Source organism: Sorangium sp. So ce363, assembly GCF_051520435.1.
GTDB lineage: Bacteria > Myxococcota_A > Polyangia > Polyangiales > Polyangiaceae > Sorangium > Sorangium cellulosum_B.
Window position 1 is genome coordinate 7714072 of the sequence record NZ_CP150333.1, and the last position, 20618, is coordinate 7734689.

Here is a 20618-nt window from a genome sequence, read left to right on the forward strand (position 1 = left end):
GACGTCGAGGTACGAGGTCATGCCGGCGATGCCGTCGCCGCGCACGTCGAGCACGAGGATCGCCCAGGCCACGTGGCCGCCGGGGGCCGGGCGGGCAGCGCCGGCGAGAGCTCAGCTGGTTGCCGCCGCTCTGCTGAAGAGGCCGTTGATAGTTGATGGCTCACCGCAGCCACGCTCACACCAGACGGCACAGGCATCGCGACCGTCGCAGCCCACGCGGGCTCCCTCTTGCTGGCCGGCCGTCAGGCGGCGACTACTTCGTGGTTCCCTTTGAAGCGCGGTGCCGCAGCTCGTACCGTCGTGGAGAGCAGCCCATGACCTTCTTGAACGCCGAGCTGAACGCGCTCTCGGACTCCTATCCCAGCGCGCCGGCGATGGCCGAGATTGAATCTCGCGATAATCCAGCTTCCAGCGCGCTCACGCGAAGGCGCCTCTCCTGGGAACCTGCGTTGCCGGGCCTTCTAGATGACCTCGATGGCAGCGTCTACTTCGAGCAGGAATAGCGCTTTACAGCTAGATCTCGTCCGGAAAACCCAAGGCTTCGAACGACTGGAGCCGCATCGCCGCGGATGCGGGCGACCACGACCGGGCGCATCTCCAGGGGCCAATCGCGGGTCGGCCCTCCCCCGCCGCCGAGCGCCTCGACGCCCCGTGGATCGCCGTGATCACGGGATCGTGTCGTCGACGTAGTATCCGGCGCTCCCGACCGGGACCGTCACGGCGCCTGAGCCGACGGTGAACGCCCCGTTCGGCGTGATGTTGGCCGGGTTCTGTCCCTGCCCGATCGTCTGGTACCAGGTCAGCCGGGTGATCTCTCCGCCGCCCGTGCCGATCCGCAGGTGCACGCCGCCGTTGTCATAGCGGTATCCACCGCTCACCTGGTCGCTCGAGAACCACGTCCAGGAGGAGCTCACCGGCAGCTGAAACTGCTGCGTTCCGCTCTGCGCCGGCGGCGCGCCGCTGCCGTCCGTGTGGCTGACGCTCACGCCCTTCTTGCCGAGGTACTGCAGGCTCGCCGTGGTCACATAAAAGTACTCGGTGTTCGCCTGGTAGCTGCCCACATTGCTCCCGCCGATCGCAAGGGCTCGAAAGAACGGCTGGCCGTTCGAGAAGGTCGCCGTGTACAGCCGCCATGGAGTCGACATGCCAGGGTCGAGCTGCGCTTCGCTCACCGAGTCGACCTCCTCGTCTCCTGGTTGCTCTATCCGCTCGGCGACGATGCAGCCCGACGCCGCCAGCATCGCGAAGACCGCCGTCCCGACCTGCACCAACACGCTCTGCGCTTGCATAACAGCCGAACCTCTCTACGGACTTTCATGGCCCAGATCCGCTGGGGAACCGACGATTCCGGGCAACCTGCCGAACCGAGGTAATCGAAGTCACCGGAGTAGACAATTGAAAGGATCGTCCGCGAGCTTTACCTCAAGCTCGAGATCGAAATGGCGACGAGCGCATGACGGTGGTGCGTTCCGGCCGCGGACAGGATCGACCGAGCACCATGATCCCGCTGGCGCGCAGCAGCGCCGGATCGGCACAAGTCGACACAGTTCGGCACGAGTTCACGGGACGGCCAGCGCCGAGCGCTGCGTCGGCGGAATCAGCGGAATCAGCGGGAGACGAGGTCCGTCATCCAGGGCACGTCGGGGGTCGTTCTCAGGACCGTGCCGGCCCACTGCCGGTCGTCCATCCGCTCGAAGCCCTCGGTGACGGCCTCGAAGTACGAGGAGGCGAGCCCCACGAACGCGCGAGGCGCGCCGCCGCAGGGGTCGGCCGTCACGACCATGAGCCGCGGGAGGCCGGTGCCCACGTGCAGCACGCGGCCGACCGGGGCGCCGCCCTCGTCGGTCGGCTGGGTGTGCACGTCGGCGATCGTCGGATCCTGCTCCAGGCCCTTCTTCTCGTCGAAGAAGAGCTGCCTGTACCAGCCGTGGATGCCCGTGGCCTCACCGCAGCCTTGCCATTCGATCTGCACGGCCTGGTTGATGAAAGCGATGTGCTCCTGGGTGAGGGGCAGGCCGGCGCGCTCGTTCGCGGCCATCTCGCCGAGCGTCCGCGCGACGTCGTGGAGCTGCGAGAAGTACGCCGACACCGCCCGCTCGAGCTGCGGCGCGCTCGACAGATCGAGCGCGCCGACGATCTCGACGCCTTGCTCGGCCAGCTCGGCGATGCGTGCGAAGAACGCCGGGTACGGGTCGACGTAGGCGTCCGGGAACTCGCACGAGATCCCCTCCGTGTACGACTGCTTGGCGTAGAGCAGGGTGTCGTGGCGGAGCTCGGCCCAGGAGGCGAGCTGGGTGCTCAGCAGGCGCCGGCCCCACGCCTCGGTCTTCGCCACGCCGGGCAGCCCCTCGCCGTCGCCGATCGCCTTCGCCGGCGACAGCTCCCGCAGCGCGCCGAGCCAGCGGTTGTAGAGGTTCTTCCCCCAGAAGTCCGCGGGGTGCGCGTCGACGAGCACGCGCATCATGTGCAGATCGGGCGCGTAGTCGAACTGTCCGAGCTCCGGCGCGAGCAGCTGGCCCGCCTGATCGTTGCCGAGCGCGGCGAAGCCCACGTCGAGCGGGCTCGGCATCATGCGCTTGACGGCGCCGCCCTTCACCCGGTCGTAGACCACGTTCGAGAAGACGTGGGAGTCGACGACGTACCGCTGGCCGAGCAGCGCGAAGCTCGACGAGAGGGGCATCGTGCCCTTGCCGAGCCCGTTGATCATGATGTGGCTCGCGATCCGCTGCGTGCCGTGGCCCTCCTTCACGATGACCTCGGTGATACGCGCGTCCGGGACGCCGGCGAGGCCCGAGGCGTCGCTGAGGCCGAGATCGGCGAGCAGCTCGTCGAGCTCCGGCAGGGTCATGTAGTCGCTCTCGCCGACGAAGGCCTGGATCGCGTCGTCGATGCGCTTGTAGCGGGCGAGGGTCTCCGCGTCGGCCAGCGCGCGCAGCACGTACGCGCCCTCGAGGTGCCGCCGGTGGAAGCGCTGGGTGCCGTCCGGCTGGGTCTCGAGGAAGCGGAAATCCACGCGGCCGAGCCACATCATGCTGCGGAAGTAGCGCGCGAGCTCGGGGTGTTCCTCGTCGATGTAGTGGCCGCGGGGCTCGAACTGCGAGAAGTCCATGAGCCGGTCGGAACCGAAGAGGCGGACCTCCGCCGCGCCCTGGTGGGCCTCGGCGCCCGCGACGAGCTCGTCGATCGCCGCTGCGCTGGCGCCCGCGACGGGGGCGACGGGCGCGCCGTCGAGCAGCGCGAGCGCGACGGCCGTGAAGAGATCCGCGTCCGCGCGCGCCTCGTCGCCGAGCTCCGCTCCGGCGCCCGAGGCGAGCCGCGCGCGCATCTGCTTCAGCATCTGCCCGAGCTCGGGCGCGAGCGAGGCCAGCTCCACCGCCTTCAGGATCGCGTCGTACGAGCGGTGGACCGCGTACAGGATCGAGTCCGCGGACACGTAGAGCGGCAGGTCGAGCCCGTAGATGCTGTCGTAGCCGTAGACGAAGGTCGGGAAGGACTTCCTGCTCGAGATGACGAAGCCGTTCTCGGAGAGCTTCGCGAGCTCGTCCTCGTCGAGGGCGAGCGCGGTGCCCTGGAGGAGCGCGAGCCCCGCGGCGTCCGCCGGCTCATAGGAGAGGCCCGACGCGAAGGAGACGGGGTACCGCGAGGCGAAGTCCTCGGCGGTCATGCTCGCCGAGGCATCCCGCTCGGCGAGCAGCGCGGTGAGCTCCGCCTGCTGATCGGACCCGAGCCCCGTGGACGGCAGATCCGGCGGCAGCTGGGTGCCGTCGGTGCCGGGCGCGGGCTGGCTCCCCTCGCCTGAACAGCCGGCGGCGAGGGCGACGAGGATCGGGACGACGTGAAGGCGAAGAAGCAGGTTGCGCATCGTGCTCCCCTTTCGAAGCGTGCCCCTGAGCCCGGGGCGCGACGGCCCTGAAAGCAAAGGTGGTGCCGTGGGCGCGCGATGCGGGGGCGGTCCTCTTGCAACACGGTGGGAGACAGCCATGCTCCGGCCGCGCGCTGGGGCTGATCCACGCGCCTGCCGGCCGTGGCCGCGCAGCCTCGGCGCGAAGATCGCTTCTGCGACGAGCGCAGGGTCAGGGCTCTCGTGTGAAACCACGGTTCTTCAGGCGCTCCTTGGGCCTCGGGGGACGATCGTACGACCCCCTGAGCCGTGAGCCTCCCCTCGCGGGACTTCAGCAGAGGAGCCCCGTTTGACCCGCCCCTTGAAGCTCGTCCGACCGCCGCCGCCCGCGCCGAAGCGGGCCTTCGCCGGCGACGACGCGACCCTCGTGCACGCGTTCCGGCGGGGCGACCCCGGGGCGCGCGCCGCGCTCTACGACCGGTTCGCGGATCACGTCCACCGGGTGCTCTACCGGCTGCTGGGCTTCAGCCACGACCTGGCCGACCTGCACCACGACGTCTTCGTCCGCGCGCTCGGCTCGCTGCCGGGCCTGGAGGACCCGAGCGCCCTCAGGGGCTGGCTCACGATGATCGCGGTGCACGTGGCGCGCACGTCGATCACCCGCAGGAAGCGGCGCAGCTGGCTCTGGTTCCTGCCGAGCGAGGAGCTGCCCGAGGTCGAGTCCGGCGCGGCGTCGGGCGACGTGCTGGACGCCTTGCGCGCGACCTACGCGGTCCTCGACGCGCTCCCGGTGGATGAGCGGATCGCCTTCGCTCTCCGGTTCATCGACGGCATGGAGCTCACCGAGGTCGCCGCGGCGTGCGAGACCTCGCTCGCGACGATCAAGCGGCGGCTCGCCCGCGCCAGCGCCCGCTTCGAGGCCGAAGCCCGCAAGCGACCCGCGCTCGAGGCGTGGCTCGATGGAGGTACCCGGTGGGGCAATCCGAGCGCCCGCTGACCCCCCTGGGGCGGCACGTGGCCGAGCTTCAGGACCGGATGCCGGCGGCGCGGCTCGATCGCGAGCGCGGGCGAGCGCGGCTGCTCGCGGCGGCGCCGGTGCCCGATGCGGAGACGGCCGGGCGCGGAGAGCGGCCCCGCCGTGAGTCTTCCTGGCGGCGGACGAGGCCTGGAAGGCCGTTCGCGGTGCGGCTCGCCGCCTCGCTGGCGGCGGTGGCCCTGCTCGCCGCCGCGCTCGTTGTCGCGCTCGTGGCGCGCCCACGCGCTCCGATGCGCTTCGAGCTCGGGGCGGCCGAGCCAGGGGTCGTCGGCGCGTGGATCGCCGCGCCGACCACGGCGGAGCTGCCGATCCGGTTCTCCGACGGCTCGCTGCTCCGCCTCGCGCCGGGGGGGCGCGCCCGCGTCGCCTCGGTGGGCGCAGACGGCGCGGAGCTCTCCCTCGAGCGAGGCGCCCTCGATCTCTCGGTCGTCCACCGCGAGGGCGCGCGCTGGACGGTGCGGGTCGGGCCGTTCCAGATCCGCGTGATCGGGACGCGCTTCGAGACCCGATGGGACCCGGTGACCGAGCAGCTCGTGGTCGCGCTGCACGAGGGGGCGATCACGGTCTCCGGGCCGGTCGTGGGCGAATCGCGCGCCGTCCGCGCCGGCGAGCGGCTCACCATCTCGCCCGCGACGAACACCCTCGAGGTCGGCTCGATCGACGCCGCCTCCGGCCCCACATCGACGGCGGCCACGCCCGGCGCGGCTGCCCCGAGCGCGACCGAGCCCGGCGCGACGGCCCCGAGCGCGGCCGATCTCGACGCAGGCGCTCCGAGCGCGGCCGCTCCAGGCGCGTCTGCCCCGAGCGAAGCCGCTCCGGGCGCGGCTGCGCCCTCGACGAGCGGGCCGTTGGCGAGCGCCCGCGCCCCGGGCGCCGGGGCGGCCGCGCTCCAAGGGCAAGCAGGCGGCGAGGGCTCGGTCGCTCCCCTGCCCGCGCACCGAGAGACGCCGTCGTGGCGCGCCCTGGTCCTCGAGGCCAGGTACAGGGACGCCCTGGCCGCCGCGGAGGGCGAGGGCTTCGACGCGCTCTGCGACGCCGCGAGCGCGAGCGATCTGCACGCGCTCGGCGATGCGGCCCGGCTCGGCGGGAGCCCGGCGCGCGCCACCCAGGCCTTCGCGTCCCTCCGCGCCCGGTTCCCCAGCTCGCCCGAGGCCACGTCGACGGCGTTCATCCTGGGGAGGATCGCCCAGGACCAGAGCAAGGACCACGCGGCCGCCGCGCGCTGGTTCGCCCGGTACCTGAGCGAGCAGCCGGCGGGCGCGTTCGCCGCCGATGCCGCGGGGCGCCTCGTCGAGGCGGAGGACAGGCGGGGCGACGAGGCGGGCGCCCGGAGGGCGGCCGAGCAGTACCTCGCCGCTCATCCGAGCGGCTCGCACGCGGGGTACGCGAAGCACGTGCTCGCGCGCGGATCGAAGGCCGTCCCCCCCGGAGGCTCGCCTGGCAGGCCCGTCCCCTCCGGAGGCTCGCCCGGCGAGCCGGGCCCCGCCGCCGAGCCTCCCTCGCCGTGATACGCCGCGCGGCGACGCTCCTCTTCCGCACCTTCCTCGCCGGGGCCACGCTCGCGGCAGGGGCCGCGCTCGCGGAGGGCGCGCGTGCCGACGAGACCCGGACCGAAGCCCCGTCGACCATCGCCGTCCTCTGCGCCCCCGACGATCGCTTCGGCCTGCGGCTCGTGGCCGAGATCGAGTCGCTGGGCTTCCGGGCGGAGCGCCTCGACCCCGCGGCCGAGCCGGCGTCGCGCGCGTCCCTCGAGGCCTCGGCGCGCGAGGTGGGCGCCATCGCCGCGATCCGCGCCGTCCCCTCCGAGCGCGGCGTCGAGATCTGGATCGCCGATCGGGTGACCGGCAAGACCGTCCTCCGCGAGATGGCGGACGACGGCGGCACGCCCGACCGCGACGCGGCGCTCGCGCTCCGCGCCGTCGAGCTCCTGCGCGCCAGCCTCCTCGAGGTCGGGCTGCCCGCGCCCCCGCCCGGAGAGGTGCCCGCGACGCCCGAGATCCGCGAGAAGCTGCGGGTCCGCGCGCCGGACACGCTGCCCGCGCCGGCCCAGAGGCCGTCGCCGGCGCTCCGCCTCTCGCTCGCTCCCGGTGCGCTGCTGAGCCCAGGCGGCTTCGGCGCGGCGGCCAGCATCGACGTCGGCCTCTCCTGGCTGCCCAGCGAGCACGTAGGCGCGATCGCGTTCGCCGCGATTCCGGTAAGCTCCCACCAGATCGAGCGATCGCAAGGCACCGCCGAGCTCTCCGTCCTGCTCGCCGGCGGGGGCGCGCGCTTCGAGCTGGCCCCGCGCGCCAGCCCGTGGACGGCCTCGGCGGATCTCGGCTTCTCGGCCGTGTTGCTCTGGAGCACGGGGGTGGCCAGCAAAGGCTTCCGCTCGAGCGCATCCGCCGCGGTGACCGCCAGCCCCTTCGCGGGCGCCGGCCTCTCCTTCGCCCTGACCCCCACGTTCCGCCTGCGCGCCGACGCCCTCGCCAGCGTCCTCGTCGAGGGCGTCTCCGTCCGGTTCGTCGAGCGAGAGACAGCGACCTGGGGCAAACCGTTCATCCTCTCTTCAGCCGGCATCGAGCTCGATCTGTTTTTATGAGCCACCGTCACGCGCCGGAGGGACTTCACCTCTGGAGCCTGGCCTGGAGGTCGTTCGAATGAAACGATGGATGATGGTCCTCGGAGCGATGGCGGTGATGAACAGCGGATGTGACGAGTTCATCTTCAATCCCATTCAAAATGGGGGTTGGGAGAGCCCCCCGGCCCCCATGGTGCCCGACGACGGCGATGAGGTGGACGACGATGATGTAGACGACGTGGACGACGGCGCCTCGGCCGTCCACGTCATCGCGCTGCGAGGCAGCGATGTGGTCCCCGGCTCCCTCCCCTTCACGGGCAGTCCACCGCCCTGGGAGACCCCGGACGCGCTCGTCCTGTACTTCAGCAACGCTGTCGAGCAGTGCGCCCAGCCCGTGATCGATCTCAAGGTCGGCGTCAACTGTGACAAGGCAGGTACCTGGCAATTCATCCTGACGATTCCGCCCGAGCTCAACAAGCCAGGTCTCATCGATCTCTCCGCCATGCACATCCCCTTCTCCAAATCCGTGATCCTCTCCGGTTGCGGTGGAGGGGGCGGCTCGGGCCCCGGCCATTGGGGCACGCTCGAGATCGTCAGCAGCGACGAGACCTCGCTGTTCGTGAAGGTGCGCGGCGCGGGCGACCAGCATTGGCCGGTCGACGGCGATTACACGGTCCAGCGCTGCGGCACATAGCTCTGCGCTCGCGCGACGGCTGGCCGCCGGGCTCCGGCAGAAACAGCACAGCGCGCCCGAACGGCAGGCGTCGGAGGATTCTCGGCGAACGCCCTCTCTTCCCCCTCGTCATCGCAGGCGAGCCGGCGCGAGGGCGCTCCGCCATTTTCCATGGCGGAGCGCGGCGGTTTTGGCAACATGCACCGACGCTCGACGCCTCGGAGGCCGCCGCACTGGCCTTCGAAGATCCGCCTATGGCCGATAGTCCACGCTACCTCGTGATCGAGGTCCTGCACGACGGGCCCGAGACGATCCTCTACCGAGCCCGGCGCGAGGAGGACGGCCGGCCGGTGGTGCTCAAGGTCCTGCGGCGCGACCACGCGAGCCCCCGCGCCCTCGGGCGGCTGCGCCACGAGCACGACGTCGCCAGGGCGCTCGACTCGACGGCCATCGTCAAGGCCCACGGGATCGATGCGTTCCGGGACCAGATGGCGCTGGTCCTCGAGGACTTCGGCGGCCGCTCGCTCGACCGGTTCATCCAGGGGCCGACGCCGATCGAGCGCTTCTTCCCCCTCGCTCTCCGCCTGACCGGCGCGCTCGCCGAGCTGCATCGACACCACGTCATCCACAGGGACATCAAGCCCCAGAACCTGCTCTACAACCCCGACACCGGGGAGGTGAAGATCACCGATCTCGGGATCGCCTGCCTCTCGCCCCGCGAATGCCACGACGCCTCCCACGACGGGCTCATCGCCGGGACGCTGGCGTACATGGCGCCCGAGCAGACGGGCCGGATGAACCGCTCCACCGATGAGCGGACCGACCTGTACTCCCTCGGCGTCACCTTCTACGAGCTGCTGACCGGCGCCTTGCCCTTCCAGGCGAGCGATCCCGTGGAATGGGTGTATTGCCACGTCGCCCTCCACCCATCCCCACCCCACGCGCTCGTCCCCTCGATTCCTCCGCAGCTGTCGGCGGTCGTCCTCAAGCTGCTCTCCAAGTCCGCCGAGGATCGCTACCAGAGCGCGCTCGGCCTGCAGCGCGACCTCGACGAGTGCTTCGCCAGGTGGCAAGCGAGCGGGGAGATTCCGCCCTTCCCGCTCGGTGAGCGCGATCTCTCCGATCGGTTCCAGATCCCGCAGCGGCTCTACGGCCGCGAGCGCGAGCTAGGGGCCCTGCTCGCCGCGTTCGAGCGCGTGGTCGCGAGCGGCCGCCCCGAGCTCGTGCTCGTGTCGGGCTACTCGGGCGTCGGCAAGTCGTCGCTCGTGGCCGAGCTGCGCGGGCCGGTGGTGCGCGAGCGGGGCTTCTTCCTCTCCGGCAAGTTCGAGCAGCTGAGGCGCGACGTCCCTTACCACGCCTTCCTCCAGGCGTTCCGGGCGCTCTTGCGGGAGATCCTGGGCGTGAGCGACGAGGAGCTCGAGCGCTGGCGAGAGCGCCTCCGGGAGGCCGTCGGCGCGACCAGCGCGTTGCTCGCCGGCGTGCTCCCCGAGCTCGCGCTGCTCCTCGGCCCGCAGCCGCCCGTGCCGGAGCTCCCGGGCGTCGAGGCCCGGCACCGGTTCCACGCGGCGCTCCAGCGCTTCGTGGCGGCGTGCGTCCAGAAGGAGCACCCCATGGTGCTCTTCCTCGACGATCTCCAGTGGGCCGACGCCGGCAGCCTCCAGCTGCTCGAGCAGCTCATCACCTACACCGAGACCGAGCACCTCCTGCTCATCGGCGCTTATCGCGACAACGAGGTCGGCCCGGCGCACCCGCTGCCGCTCATGCTGGCCGACGCGCGGAAGCGCGGCGCGACCTTCAGCGACCTCGTGCTCGCACCGCTCTCCGCCTCCGACGTCGGGGCGCTCGTCGCGGGGGCGGTCCACGCCGCGGCCGAGCGCGCCGAGCCGCTCTCACGGCTCGTCCACGAGAAGACCGGCGGCAATCCCTTCTTCGCGATCCAGTTCCTCTTCGAGCTGCACCAGGAGGGCCTCATCGCCTTCGACGCGAAGGCGGGCGCCTTTCGCTGGGACATCGCCGCGATCCGCGGCAAGGGCTTCACCGACAACGTCGTCGATCTGATGGTGGGCAAGCTGAAGCGGCTCCCCGTCCCGACGCAGGACGCGCTCAAGCTCGCCGCGTGCCTCGGCGCCAGCCTGGACCTCGACACCCTCGCGCTGGTCGCGAGCCGCCCTGCAGCCGAGCTCGGCGAGGCGCTCGCCGAGGCCGTGCGCGAGGGGCTGCTGCTCCGCCGGGACTCGGGCTACCGCTTCCTCCATGACCGGGTGCAGCAGGCCGCCCACGCGCTCATCCCCGCCGGACAGCTCGCCGAGGTGCACCTCTGCATCGGCCGGCTGCTCCTGAAGGGCCAGCGCGCGGACGAGCGCGAGGAGGCGCTCTTCGACGTCGTGGGGCACCTGAACCGCGGCGCCGCGCTCATCCGTTCCCAGGCCGAGCGCGACCAGCTCGCCGCGCTGAACCTCCGCGCCGGCAGGAAGGCCAAGGCCGCAGCGGCCTTCCAGTCGGCCGCCGCGCTCTTCGCCGCGGGCCTCTCCCTGCTCGCGCCAAGCTGCTGGGAGGCGCGGCACGAGCTGACCTACGACCTGACCTTCGAGCGCGCGCACGCCGCGTACATCACCGGCGGCTTCGACGAGGCCGAGCGGCTGCTGCAAGAGCTCATGGATCACGCGAGCACCGAGGCCGAGCGAGCCGCGGCCGTCGAGCTCGCCATCGCCCTGAGCGTGACCCGCGGGCAGGCCGCCCGCGCGGTGGAGATCGGGTTCTCGTTCCTCCGCTCCTGCGACGTCGACCTGTCGGTCCCGCTCACCGGAGCGCGGCTCGCGGAGGAGACCGAGGGCGTCTGGCAGGCCCTGGGCGACCGGGCGATCGAGAGCCTGATCCACCTGCCTCCCATGACGCACCCGCCGTGCAAGATCGCGATGAGCGTCCTGGCGAGCGTGTCTGTCCCCACGTACTTCGTGCACCCGGACCTGAACTACCTCGTCGTCGTGCGCATGGTGAAGCTCAGCCTGCAGCACGGCAATGCCGCGAGCTCCCCTCACGCGTATGCGGCCTTCGCGAAGGCGGTCGGCCCGATGTACGGGCGATACCAGGAGGGATACCTGTTCGGCAAGCTCGGCCACGACCTGGTGGAGAGGGACAACCTCCTCGCCATCAAGGCCATGGTGTTTTCTTTGTTCGGCAATCAGATCATCTTCTGGAGGCGCCACTACAGAGAGACGTATCCGTACACGCGGGCCGGCTTCAACGCGGCGCTCGAGGCCGGCGACCAGAACAACGCGTGCTTCCTCTGCATCTGGGCCCCGCTGTTCCCGCTGCTCGCGGGCGAGCCGCTGGAGGACGTCCTCCGCGAGGTCGAGGAGCACCTCCGCTTCGTGCGCAAGACCGGATACGAGTTCGTCTACAACATCCTCCTGAGCGCCTACGCGCTGGTCCAGGCGCTGCGAGGCAGGCCGGCCCGACTCCCGATGATGGATGGATCCGAGCTGGATCCCGGCGCGTTCGAGGCGCGGCTGCCTCCCGGGGACATGGGCGGCGTGCTCAGCTTCTACTGCAGCCTGAAGGCCCAGGGGCTGTTCTTGCTCGGCTCCCCCGGGGAGGCGTGCGAGGCGACGCGCCGGGTGATCGTCGACAGGCCCTGGAGGAGCGAACCGCACGCGCTCGTGGCGGAGGACTTCTATTATCACGCGCTCGCGCTCGCGGCGCTCGTCGACGACGACGAGGCGCACGACGCGCGCAGCCCGCACGAGGCGCCGCCGTCGCCAGAGCGGGAGCTGCCGGACGGGCTGCTCGACTGCGAGCGGCAGCTCGGCGAGTGGGCCAGGAACGGCCCCGACAACTACCTCCACAAGCACGCCCTGGTCCGCGCCGAGATCGCCCGGCTCCGCGGGCAGGAACCGGAGGCGGCCCGGCTCTACGAGCGGGCCGCGTCGGCGGCGCGCGAGAACGGCTTCGTCCAGCACGAGGCCATCGCCTGCGAGCTCGCCGCGGCGTTTTACCGCGCGCGCGGCCTCACCACGGCCGCCGACGCCCACATCCAGAAGGCGCGCGCCGCCTACTTCCGCTGGGGCGCCCACGCCAAGGTCGAGCAGCTCGACCAGCGGTATCCCTTCCTCGTCGAGCGAAAGCCGATCGCCCCCACCGTCACCTTCGCCGTCCGCGCCGAGCAGTTCGACGTCCTGTCCGTCGTCAAGGCCTCTCAGAGCATCTCCGGAGAGCTCAAGCTCCCGCGCCTGCTGGAGATGCTCCTGCGCACGGTGATCGAGCACGCGGGCGCCGAGGAAGGCTACGTGCTCCTGGCCCGAGGAGATCGCCTGTCGACCGCAGCGGCGATCGCCGCGTCCGGGGGCGCCGCGCGGCTGCTCGACGCGGGCGAGGCCGCGGCGGCCGCGCTGCCGCAGTCCATCCTCAACTACGTTCGCCGCAGCCACGAGCGCGTGCTGCTCGACGACGCCGCCGGGAGGCATCCTTTCCTCGAAGAGGAATATTTCACGCGGAAGAAGCCGAGGTCGGTGCTGTGCATGCCCATCGTGCGCCAGGCGCGGCTGCTCGGCGTGCTCTACCTGGAGAACCGGCTCGTGGCGGGGGCGTTCACCCCTGGGCGGCTCACCGTGCTCGAGCTGCTCGCGTCGCAGTCGGCCATCTCGCTCGAAAACGCCATGCTCTACGCCGATATCGAGCAGGAGAACGCCGAGCGGCGCCGGGCGGAGCGCGAGCTCCGCGAGAGCCAGGCCACGCTGCAGGCCATCATCGACAACTCCGCCGCGGCCATCTTCCTCAAGGATCGCGACGGCCGGCACCTGCTCGCCAACCGCGGGGTGAGCCGCGCCCTCGGCAGGCCGCTCGATCAGATCATCGGAAAGACAAGCGCCGAGCTCCTGCCTGCCGCGCGCGCCGAGGCGCTGGACGCGCACGACCGGCAGGTGCTCGACAGGGGCGAGGCGCTCGAGTTCGAGGAAGAGTTGATCATGGAGGACGGACCGCACACCTACCTGTCGGTCAAGTTCCCGCTCGGCGAGGACGTGATGCCCGGCGTGATCTGCGGCGTCTCCACCGACATCACCCAGCGCAAGCGGACCGAGCTGGCCGAGCGTTTCCTCGCCGAGGCGAGCCGCAAGCTCATGGCCCTCGGCTACGGCGCCACCCTCGAGAGCGTCGCTCAGCTCGCCGTGCCCGAGCTGGCCGACCAGTGCGTCGTCGACGTGCGCCTCGATCCGGACGCTCCGGAGCGCACGGCCACCGCAGGAGTGCCCGCCGAGCTCGCAGGGGCGGTGATCGACGCGCTGCAGCCGCTCTCGGCCGCGTCGCTGCAACGCCCCGAGGTGGGCGACGTCCGCGCCGCGCCCCTCCTGGAGCGGCTCGGCGTTCACTCCTTGCTCCGGGCTCCGCTCCTCGCGCGCGACCGGTGCTTCGGCGTCATGACCTTGCTGGCGACCGCGCCACGGCGCAGCTACGGCCCCGCCGACCTGTGGCTGGCCCAGGAGCTGGCGAGCCGCGCCGCCCTCACCCTCGACAACAGCCGCCTGTTCACCGAGGCCCAGGAGGCCATCGAGCGCCGCGACGAGTTCCTCCTCGTCGCATCGCACGAGCTCAAGACCCCGCTCACGTCGCTCAAGATGCAGGCTCACCTCCTCGCCCGGCTCCTGCCTCGCTTGCAGCGCGCCGAGGTCGCTCCCGAGCGCATCGACGCCGCGATCCAGGTCCTGAGCCGCCAGATCGGGCGCCTTGCCCACCTGATCAATGAGCTGCTCGACGTCACCCGCCTCAACGCCGGCCGGCTCACCCTCGCGCGCGCCCCCCTCGACCTGGCGGCCCTGACGCGCGAGGTCGTCGAGCGGATGCACCAGCAGCTCACCGACGCCCGCTGCCGCACCCAGCTCGAGCTGGAAGGGCCCGTGATCGGGGACTGGGATGCTTCTCGCATGGAGCAGGTCCTCATCAACCTCCTGTCCAACGCGATCAAGTACGGCGCGGGGGCCCCCATTCACGTCGTCGTGCGCGGCCTGGAAGGCCGCGCGCTGCTCGTCGTCCGCGACCACGGCATCGGCATCGCGCAGGCCGATCAGGCCAGGATCTTCGAGCGCTTCGAGCGCGCCGTCTCCGTCCGCAACTTCGGCGGCCTCGGCCTCGGCCTCTACATCGTGCGGTGGATCGTCACCTCCCACGGCGGCACCATCCGCGTCGAGAGCAAGCCGGGCGCGGGCGCCACGTTCATCGTCGAGCTCCCTTTGCATGCGGCGGAGGCGGAGACGGACGGCCAGGGCACCTCCCTCTCATCGACATAGAATCGACGTTCACAGGGGGCCCCCGGGGCGACCGGTGCATGCGCTCTGCAGGCGAGCCGGCGCGAGGGCATGCCGCCATTTCCCGTGGCGAAGCACGGCGCTTTTGGCACCATCAGGCCAGACGCCGACGCCTCGGAGGCCGCTCCGGCTGCCGACGATCTTGCCTATGCCAGAAAGTCCGCGTTACCTCGTGGTGGGGGTCCTGCACCAAGGTGCAGAGACGATCCTCTACCGAGCGCGGCGCGCGGAGGACGGCCGGCCGGTGGTGCTCAAGGTCCTGCGGCGCGACCACGCGAGCCCGCGCGCCCTCGGCCGGCTGCACCACGAGCACGAGCTCGCCAGGGCGCTCGACACGACGGCCGTGGTCAAGGCCCGCGCGATCGAGGTGTTCGGCGATCAGGTGGCGCTGGTCCTGGAGGACTTCGGCGGCCGCTCGCTCGACCAGCTGCTCGATGGCGACGGGCCCACGCGCCCGATGCGCCCGATGTCGATCGAGCGCTTCTTCCCCCTCGCCCTCCGCCTGACCGACGCGCTGGCCGAGCTGCACCGCCATCGCATCATCCACAAGGACATCAAGCCCCAGAACCTGCTCTGCAACCCCGACACCGGGGAGGTGAAGATCACCGACCTCGGCATCGCGTGCCTGCTGCCCCGCGAGTCCCAGGACCTCGCCCGCGACAGGCTCATCGAGGGCACGCTCGCCTACATGGCGCCGGAGCAGACAGGCCGGATGAACCGCTGGATCGACGAGCGGACCGACCTGTACTCCCTCGGCGTCACCTTTTACGAGATACTGACGGGCGCCCTGCCGTTCCAGGCCAGCGATCCCGTCGAGTGGGTGCATTGCCACATCGCCCAGGCGCCGCAGCCGCCGCAGGCGCTCGTCCCCTCGATTCCCCCGCTCCTGTCGGCGGTCGTGCTCAAGCTGCTCTCCAAGGCCGCCGAGGAGCGGTACCAGAGCGCGCTCGGCCTGCGCCACGACCTCGACCGGTGCTTTTCCCAGCTGCGGGCGACCGGCGCCATCGAGCCGTTCCCGCTCGGCCAGCGCGACCTCTCCGACCGGTTCCGGGTCCCGCAGCGGCTCTACGGCCGCGAGCGCGAGATCGAGGCGCTGCTCGCCGCGTTCGAGCGCGTGGTCTCGAATGGCCGGCCCGAGCTCGCGCTCGTGTCGGGTTACTCGGGCATCGGCAAGTCATCGCTCGTCGCCGAGCTGCACAGGCCCGTCGTGCGCGAGCGCGGCTTCTTCCTCTCCGGCAAGTTCGAGCAGCTGAAGCGCGATGTCCCTTATCTCCCTTTCCTTCAAGCGTTCCGGGCGCTCTTGCAGGAGATCCTGTGCGCGAGCGAGGAGCAGCTCGAGCGCTGGCGAGAGCGCCTCCGCGAGGCCCTCGGCCAGGATGGCGGTCTGCTCGCCGACGTGCTCCCCGAGCTCACGCTCCTCCTCGGCCCGCAGCCGCCCGTGCCCGAGCTCCCGCCCACCGAGGCGCAGGGCCGGCTTCACGCGGCGCTCCAGCGCTTCGTCGCGGCGTGCGCCCGGGACGAGCACCCCATGGTGCTCTTCCTCGACGACCTGCAATGGGCCGACGCGGCCAGCCTCCTCTTGCTCGAGCAGCTCGCCACCTACGCCGGGTCCGAGCACCTCCTGCTGATCGGCGCCTACCGCGACAACGAGGTCGGCCCCGCGCACCCGCTCCGGCTCACCCTGGCCGAGGTGCAGAAGCGCGGCGCCGCCGTCTCCGAGCTCGTCCTCGCGCCGCTCTCCGCCGCCCACGTCGGGGCGCTCGTCGCCGAGGCGGTCCACGCCCGAACCGAGGAGGTCGAGCCGCTCTCGCGGCTCGTCTACGAGAAGACCGGCGGCAACCCCTTCTTCGTCCTCCAGTTCCTCTTCGAGCTGCACCAGGAAGGCCTCATCACCTTCGACGCCGAGCAGCGCGTATGGCGATGGGACATCGCCGCCATCCACGACAAGGGGTTCACCGACAACGTCGTCGAGCTGATGGTGGGCAAGCTCAAGCGGCTCTCCCTCCCGGCGCGGGACGCGCTCAAGCTCGCCGCCTGCCTCGGCAGCAGCCTGGACCTCGACACCCTCGCGATCGTCGCGCGAAGGTCGGCGGAAGCGCTCCGCGGCGCGCTCGAGGAGGCCGTGCGGGAGGGGCTGCTCCTCCGACGGAGCTCTGGTTATCGCTTCCTCCATGACCGGGTGCAACAGGCCGCGTATTCGCTCATCCCGGCCGAGCAGCTCGCCGAGGTGCACCTCTGCATCGGCCAGCTGCTCGTGAAGGCGCAGCGCGCCTACGAGCGCGACGAGTCGCTCTTCGACCTCGTCGGCCACCTCAACCGCGGCGCCGCGCTCCTCCGCTCCCAGGTGGAGCGAGACGATCTCGCCGCGCTGAACCTCCGCGCCGGCAAGAAGGCCAAGGCCGCCGCGGCCTACGAGGCCGCCGCCGCGCTCCTCGCCGCGGGCCTCTCCCTGCTGGCGCCATGCCGCTGGGAGACGCGGCACGAGCTGACGTACGATCTGACCTTCGAGCGCGCGCACGTCGCGTACATCACCGGCGGCTTCGACGAGGCCGAGCGGCTCCTCGAAGAGCTCATGGATCGGGCGAGGACCAGGACCGAGACGGCCGCCGCCGTCGAGCTCGCCGTCGCGCTGAACGTCACCCGAGGGCGAGACGCTCGCGCGGTGGAGATCGGGCTCGGGTGGCTCCGAGCCTGCGACATCGCACTTCCGCTCGGCCCCAGCGACGCACAGGTCGACGAGGAGACCGAGCACGTCTGGCGGGGCCTGGGCGATCGCGCGATCGCGGACCTGATCCACCTGCCCCGGATGACGAATCCGGAGATCGAGAGCGCGATGGGCGTGCTGAAGGGGGTGTCCCTCCCCGCGTTCTTCATGGACGCGAACCTGCACTACCTCGTCGTCCTGCGCATGGTCCAGCTCAGCCTGCGCCACGGCAACGCCGAGACCTCCCCTCACGCGTACACCTTCTTCGCGAGGGTGATCGGCCCGAGGTACGGGCGATACCAGGAAGGATATCTGTTCGGCAAGCTCGGTCACGACCTGGCGCAGAGGAGCGGCCTCCTCACCACGAAATCGGTGGTGCTCACCATGTTTGGACAGCATATCGTCTTCTGGACGCGCCATTACCGAGAGACGTATCCGTACACGCGCGACGGGTTCAGCGCCGCCGTCGAGTCCGGCAACCTGAACGACGCGTGCTACAACTGCATGTGGGCCGAGATATTCCCGCTGTTCTCCGGGGAGCCGCTGGAGGACGTGCTCCGCGCGGTCGAAGAGCGCCTCGGCTTCGTGCACAGGGCCGGTTACGCATTACCGCACTGCGTCCTCCTCGGCATCTCCGCCATGATCCAGGCGCTGCGCGGGAGGCCGGTGCGCCTCTCGACCCTGGACGGCTCGGAGCTCGATCTGCCGGCCTTCGAGGCGTCGCTGGAGGAGGGGAATCCTCCGCTCGTCCGCGCCATCTATTACAACTTGAAGGCGCAGGCGCGCTTCCTGATCGGCCCTCCCGGAGCGGCGTTCGCCGCGGTGACCCGCGGGCGCGCCGAGCACCCCACCAGGGTCGAGTCGAACGTCATCATCGCCGAGAGCTCCTATTACCTCGCGCTCTCGCTCGCGGCCCTCTCCAGCGAGGCTCATGAGGCGCGGCCCGCCCCGCGGGGGGACCCCCCCGAGGAGCTGCTCGAGTGCGAGCGGCAGCTCGGCGCGTGGGCCAGCAGCTGCCCCGAGAACTTCCTTCACAAGCACGCCCTGGTCCGCGCCGAGATCGCCCGGCTCCGCGGGCAGGAACCGCGGGCGATGCGGCTCTACGAGCAAGCCATCTCCTCGGCGCGGGAGAACGGCTTCGTCCAGCACGAGGCCATCGCCTGCGAGCTCGCCGCGGGGTTCTACCGCGCGCGCGGCCTCTTCACGTCCGCCGACGCCTACCTGCGAGAGGCCCGCGCCGGCTATTTTCGCTGGGGCGCCCACGCCAAGGTGGAGCAGCTCGACCAGCGCTACCCCTACCTCGCCCCGCACCAGCCGATCGCGCCCACCGTCACCTTCGCCGTGCGGGCCGAGCAGTTCGATGTCCTGTCGGTGGTCACCGCCTCTCAGAGCATCTCCGGCGAGCTCAAGCTCCCGCGCCTGCTCGAGATGCTCCTGCGCATCGTGGTCGAGCACGCGGGCGCCGGAGAGGGGGTCGTGCTCCTGGTCCGGGAGGATCGCCTGTCGATCGCGGCGGCGATCGCCGCGTCCGGGGGCGCGGCGCGGCTGCTCGACGCGGGCGAAGCGGCGGCGACCGCGCTGCCGCAGTCGGTCCTCAACTACGTTCGCCGGAGCCACGAGCGCGTGCTGCTCGACGACGCCGCCGGGCGGCACCCGTTCTCGGAGGACGACTATTTCAGGCAGAGGGGGCCGGGATCGGTGCTGTGCCTCCCGATCGTGCGGCAGGCGCGGCTGCTCGGCCTGCTCTACCTGGAGAACAGGCTCATCACCGGGGCGTTCACGCCCGGGCGGCTCACCGTGCTCGAGCTGCTCGCCTCGCAATCGGCCATCTCGCTCGAGAACGCCATCCTCTATACCGATATCGAGCAGGAGAACGCCGAGCGGCGCCGGGCGGAGCGGGAGCTCCAGGCCAACCAGAAGACGCTCCAGGCCATCGTCGACAACTCCGCTGCATCCATCTACCTCAAGGATCGCGACGGCCGGTATCTGCTCGCCAACTGCCACGCGGAGAGCGCCGTCGGGCTGCCGCGCCATGAGCTCGTCGGAAAGACCGACGCCGAGGTCTTTCCTGCTTCGACCGCCGAGGTGCTCCGTGACAACGACAGGAAGGTGCTCGACGCGGGCGAGCCGCTGCAGTGCGAGGAGGAGATCTTGCTGGACGACGGGCCGCACACCTTCCTGTCGGTCAAGTTCCCGCTCGGCGAGCGGGTCATGCCCGGCGTGCTCTGCGGCATCTCCACCGACATCACCCAGCGCAGGCGGGCCGAGCTGGCCGAGCGTTTCCTCGCCGAGGCGAGCCGCAAGCTCATGGCCCTCGGCTACGGCGCCACCCTCGACAGCGTGGCGCCGCTCGCCGTGCCCGAGCTGGCCGATCAGTGTGTCATCGACGTGGACCTCGCTCGCGGCGCCCCGGGACACACGATCGCCGCGGGCGTGCCTGCCGAGCTCGCAGGGGCGGTGATCGACGCGCTGCAGCCGCTCTCGGCCGCGTCGCTGCAACGCCCCGAGGTGGGCGACGTCCGCGCCGCGCCCCTCCTGGAGCCGCTCGGCGTTCACTCCTTGCTCCGGGCTCCGCTCCTCGCGCGCGACCGGTGCTTCGGCGTCATGACCCTGCTGGCGACCGCTCCCCGGCGCCGCTACGGTCCCGCCGACCTGTGGCTGGCCCAGGAGCTGGCGAGCCGCGCCGCGCTCGCCCTCGACAACAGCCGCCTGTTCGCCGAGGCCCAGGAGGCGATCGAGCGCCGGAACGAGTTCCTCCTCGTCGCCTCGCACGAGCTCAAGACCCCGCTCACCTCGCTCACGATGCAGGCCCACCTCCTCGCCCGCCTCCTGCCCCGCTTCCAGCGCGCCGAGGTCGCTCCGGAGCGCATCGACGCCGCGATCCAGGTCCTGAGCCGCCAGATCGCGCGCCTCGGCCACCTCATCAACGAGCTGCTCGACGTCACCCGCCTCAACGCCGGGCGGCTGACCCTCGTGCGCGCCCCGGTCGATCTGGCGGCCCTGGCGCGCGAGGTCGTCGAGCGGATGGGCCAGCAGCTCGCGGACGCACGCTGCAGCGTCCGGCTCGATCTGGACGAGGCTGTGATCGGGCGCTGGGATCCGTCTCGCGTGGAGCAGGTCCTCATCAACCTCCTGTCGAACGCGATGAAGTACGGCGCGGGAAGCCCCATTCACGTCGTCGCGCGCGGGCAGGCCGATCGCGCGCTGCTCGCGGTCCGGGACCACGGCATCGGTATCGCGGAGTCGGATCAAGAGAGGATCTTCGAGCGCTTCGAGCGCGCGGTGTCGGTCCGGAACTTCGGCGGGCTCGGCCTCGGGCTCTACATCGTGCGCTGGATTGTGGCCTCTCATGGCGGCACCATCCGCGTGAAGAGCGAGCCGGGCGTCGGCGCCACGTTCATCGTGCAGCTTCCTTTGCACGTGCCGGAAGCGGACATGGACACGGACGGTCAGGGTGCCCTGCGCCCACCGGCGTAGACCTTCACCGGGAGCCGCTGCGGGAGGT

At 71.3% G+C, this 20618-nt stretch carries 8 protein-coding genes and 1 pseudogene; 6 read left to right on the forward strand and 3 right to left on the reverse strand.

The genetic code is table 11. From position 1 onward, the window contains the following. Positions 1–253 precede the first annotated feature (253 nt). From WMF12_RS28835 to WMF12_RS28845, 3 genes and pseudogenes are all read right to left on the reverse strand, one after another. Positions 254–397 (reverse strand): annotated as a pseudogene (locus tag WMF12_RS28835) (helix-turn-helix domain-containing protein); the annotation flags it as partial. A gap of 268 nt (positions 398–665) precedes the next feature. Next, positions 666–1289 (reverse strand): hypothetical protein, encoded by a 624-nt coding sequence (locus WMF12_RS28840; RefSeq protein ID WP_437850557.1) that lies wholly within the window; start codon positions 1287–1289, stop codon positions 666–668. 317 nt (positions 1290–1606) lie between these two features. Continuing rightward, positions 1607–3862 (reverse strand): DUF3160 domain-containing protein, encoded by a 2256-nt coding sequence (locus WMF12_RS28845; RefSeq protein ID WP_437850559.1) that lies wholly within the window; start codon positions 3860–3862, stop codon positions 1607–1609. A gap of 328 nt (positions 3863–4190) precedes the next feature. Here WMF12_RS28845 and WMF12_RS28850 point away from each other — a divergent pair, with 328 nt between their 5' ends. The 6 genes from WMF12_RS28850 (at position 4191) to WMF12_RS28875 (ending at position 20590) form a co-directional block, all read left to right on the forward strand. Then, positions 4191–4838, forward strand: a complete 648-nt coding sequence (locus WMF12_RS28850) for an RNA polymerase sigma factor (RefSeq protein WP_437850561.1) — start codon at positions 4191–4193, stop codon at positions 4836–4838. Further along, the gene (locus tag WMF12_RS28855; protein WP_437850563.1) at positions 4814–6385 is read left to right on the forward strand and encodes a FecR domain-containing protein; all 1572 of its coding nucleotides are present in this window, start codon (positions 4814–4816) and stop codon (positions 6383–6385) included. Before WMF12_RS28850 ends, WMF12_RS28855 begins: the two co-directional genes overlap by 25 nt. Beyond that, entirely contained in the window at positions 6382–7458 is a 1077-nt protein-coding gene (locus tag WMF12_RS28860; protein ID WP_437850564.1) for a hypothetical protein, read from the forward strand. The genes WMF12_RS28855 and WMF12_RS28860 overlap by 4 nt, the downstream gene beginning before the upstream one ends. 70 nt (positions 7459–7528) lie before the next feature. Then, positions 7529–8131 carry a hypothetical protein gene (locus WMF12_RS28865; protein ID WP_437850566.1) on the forward strand — a complete coding sequence of 201 codons (603 nt, stop codon included), beginning with the start codon at positions 7529–7531 and terminating at the stop codon, positions 8129–8131. A 233-nt stretch (positions 8132–8364) separates the two neighbouring features. Further along, positions 8365–14391: an AAA family ATPase gene (locus tag WMF12_RS28870; protein ID WP_437850568.1), complete on the forward strand. Its 6027-nt coding sequence runs from the start codon at positions 8365–8367 to the stop codon at positions 14389–14391. A gap of 166 nt (positions 14392–14557) precedes the next feature. Then, a complete protein-coding gene (locus tag WMF12_RS28875; RefSeq protein WP_437850570.1) occupies positions 14558–20590 on the forward strand; it encodes an AAA family ATPase in 6033 nt (2010 codons plus the stop codon). Positions 20591–20618 lie beyond the last annotated feature (28 nt).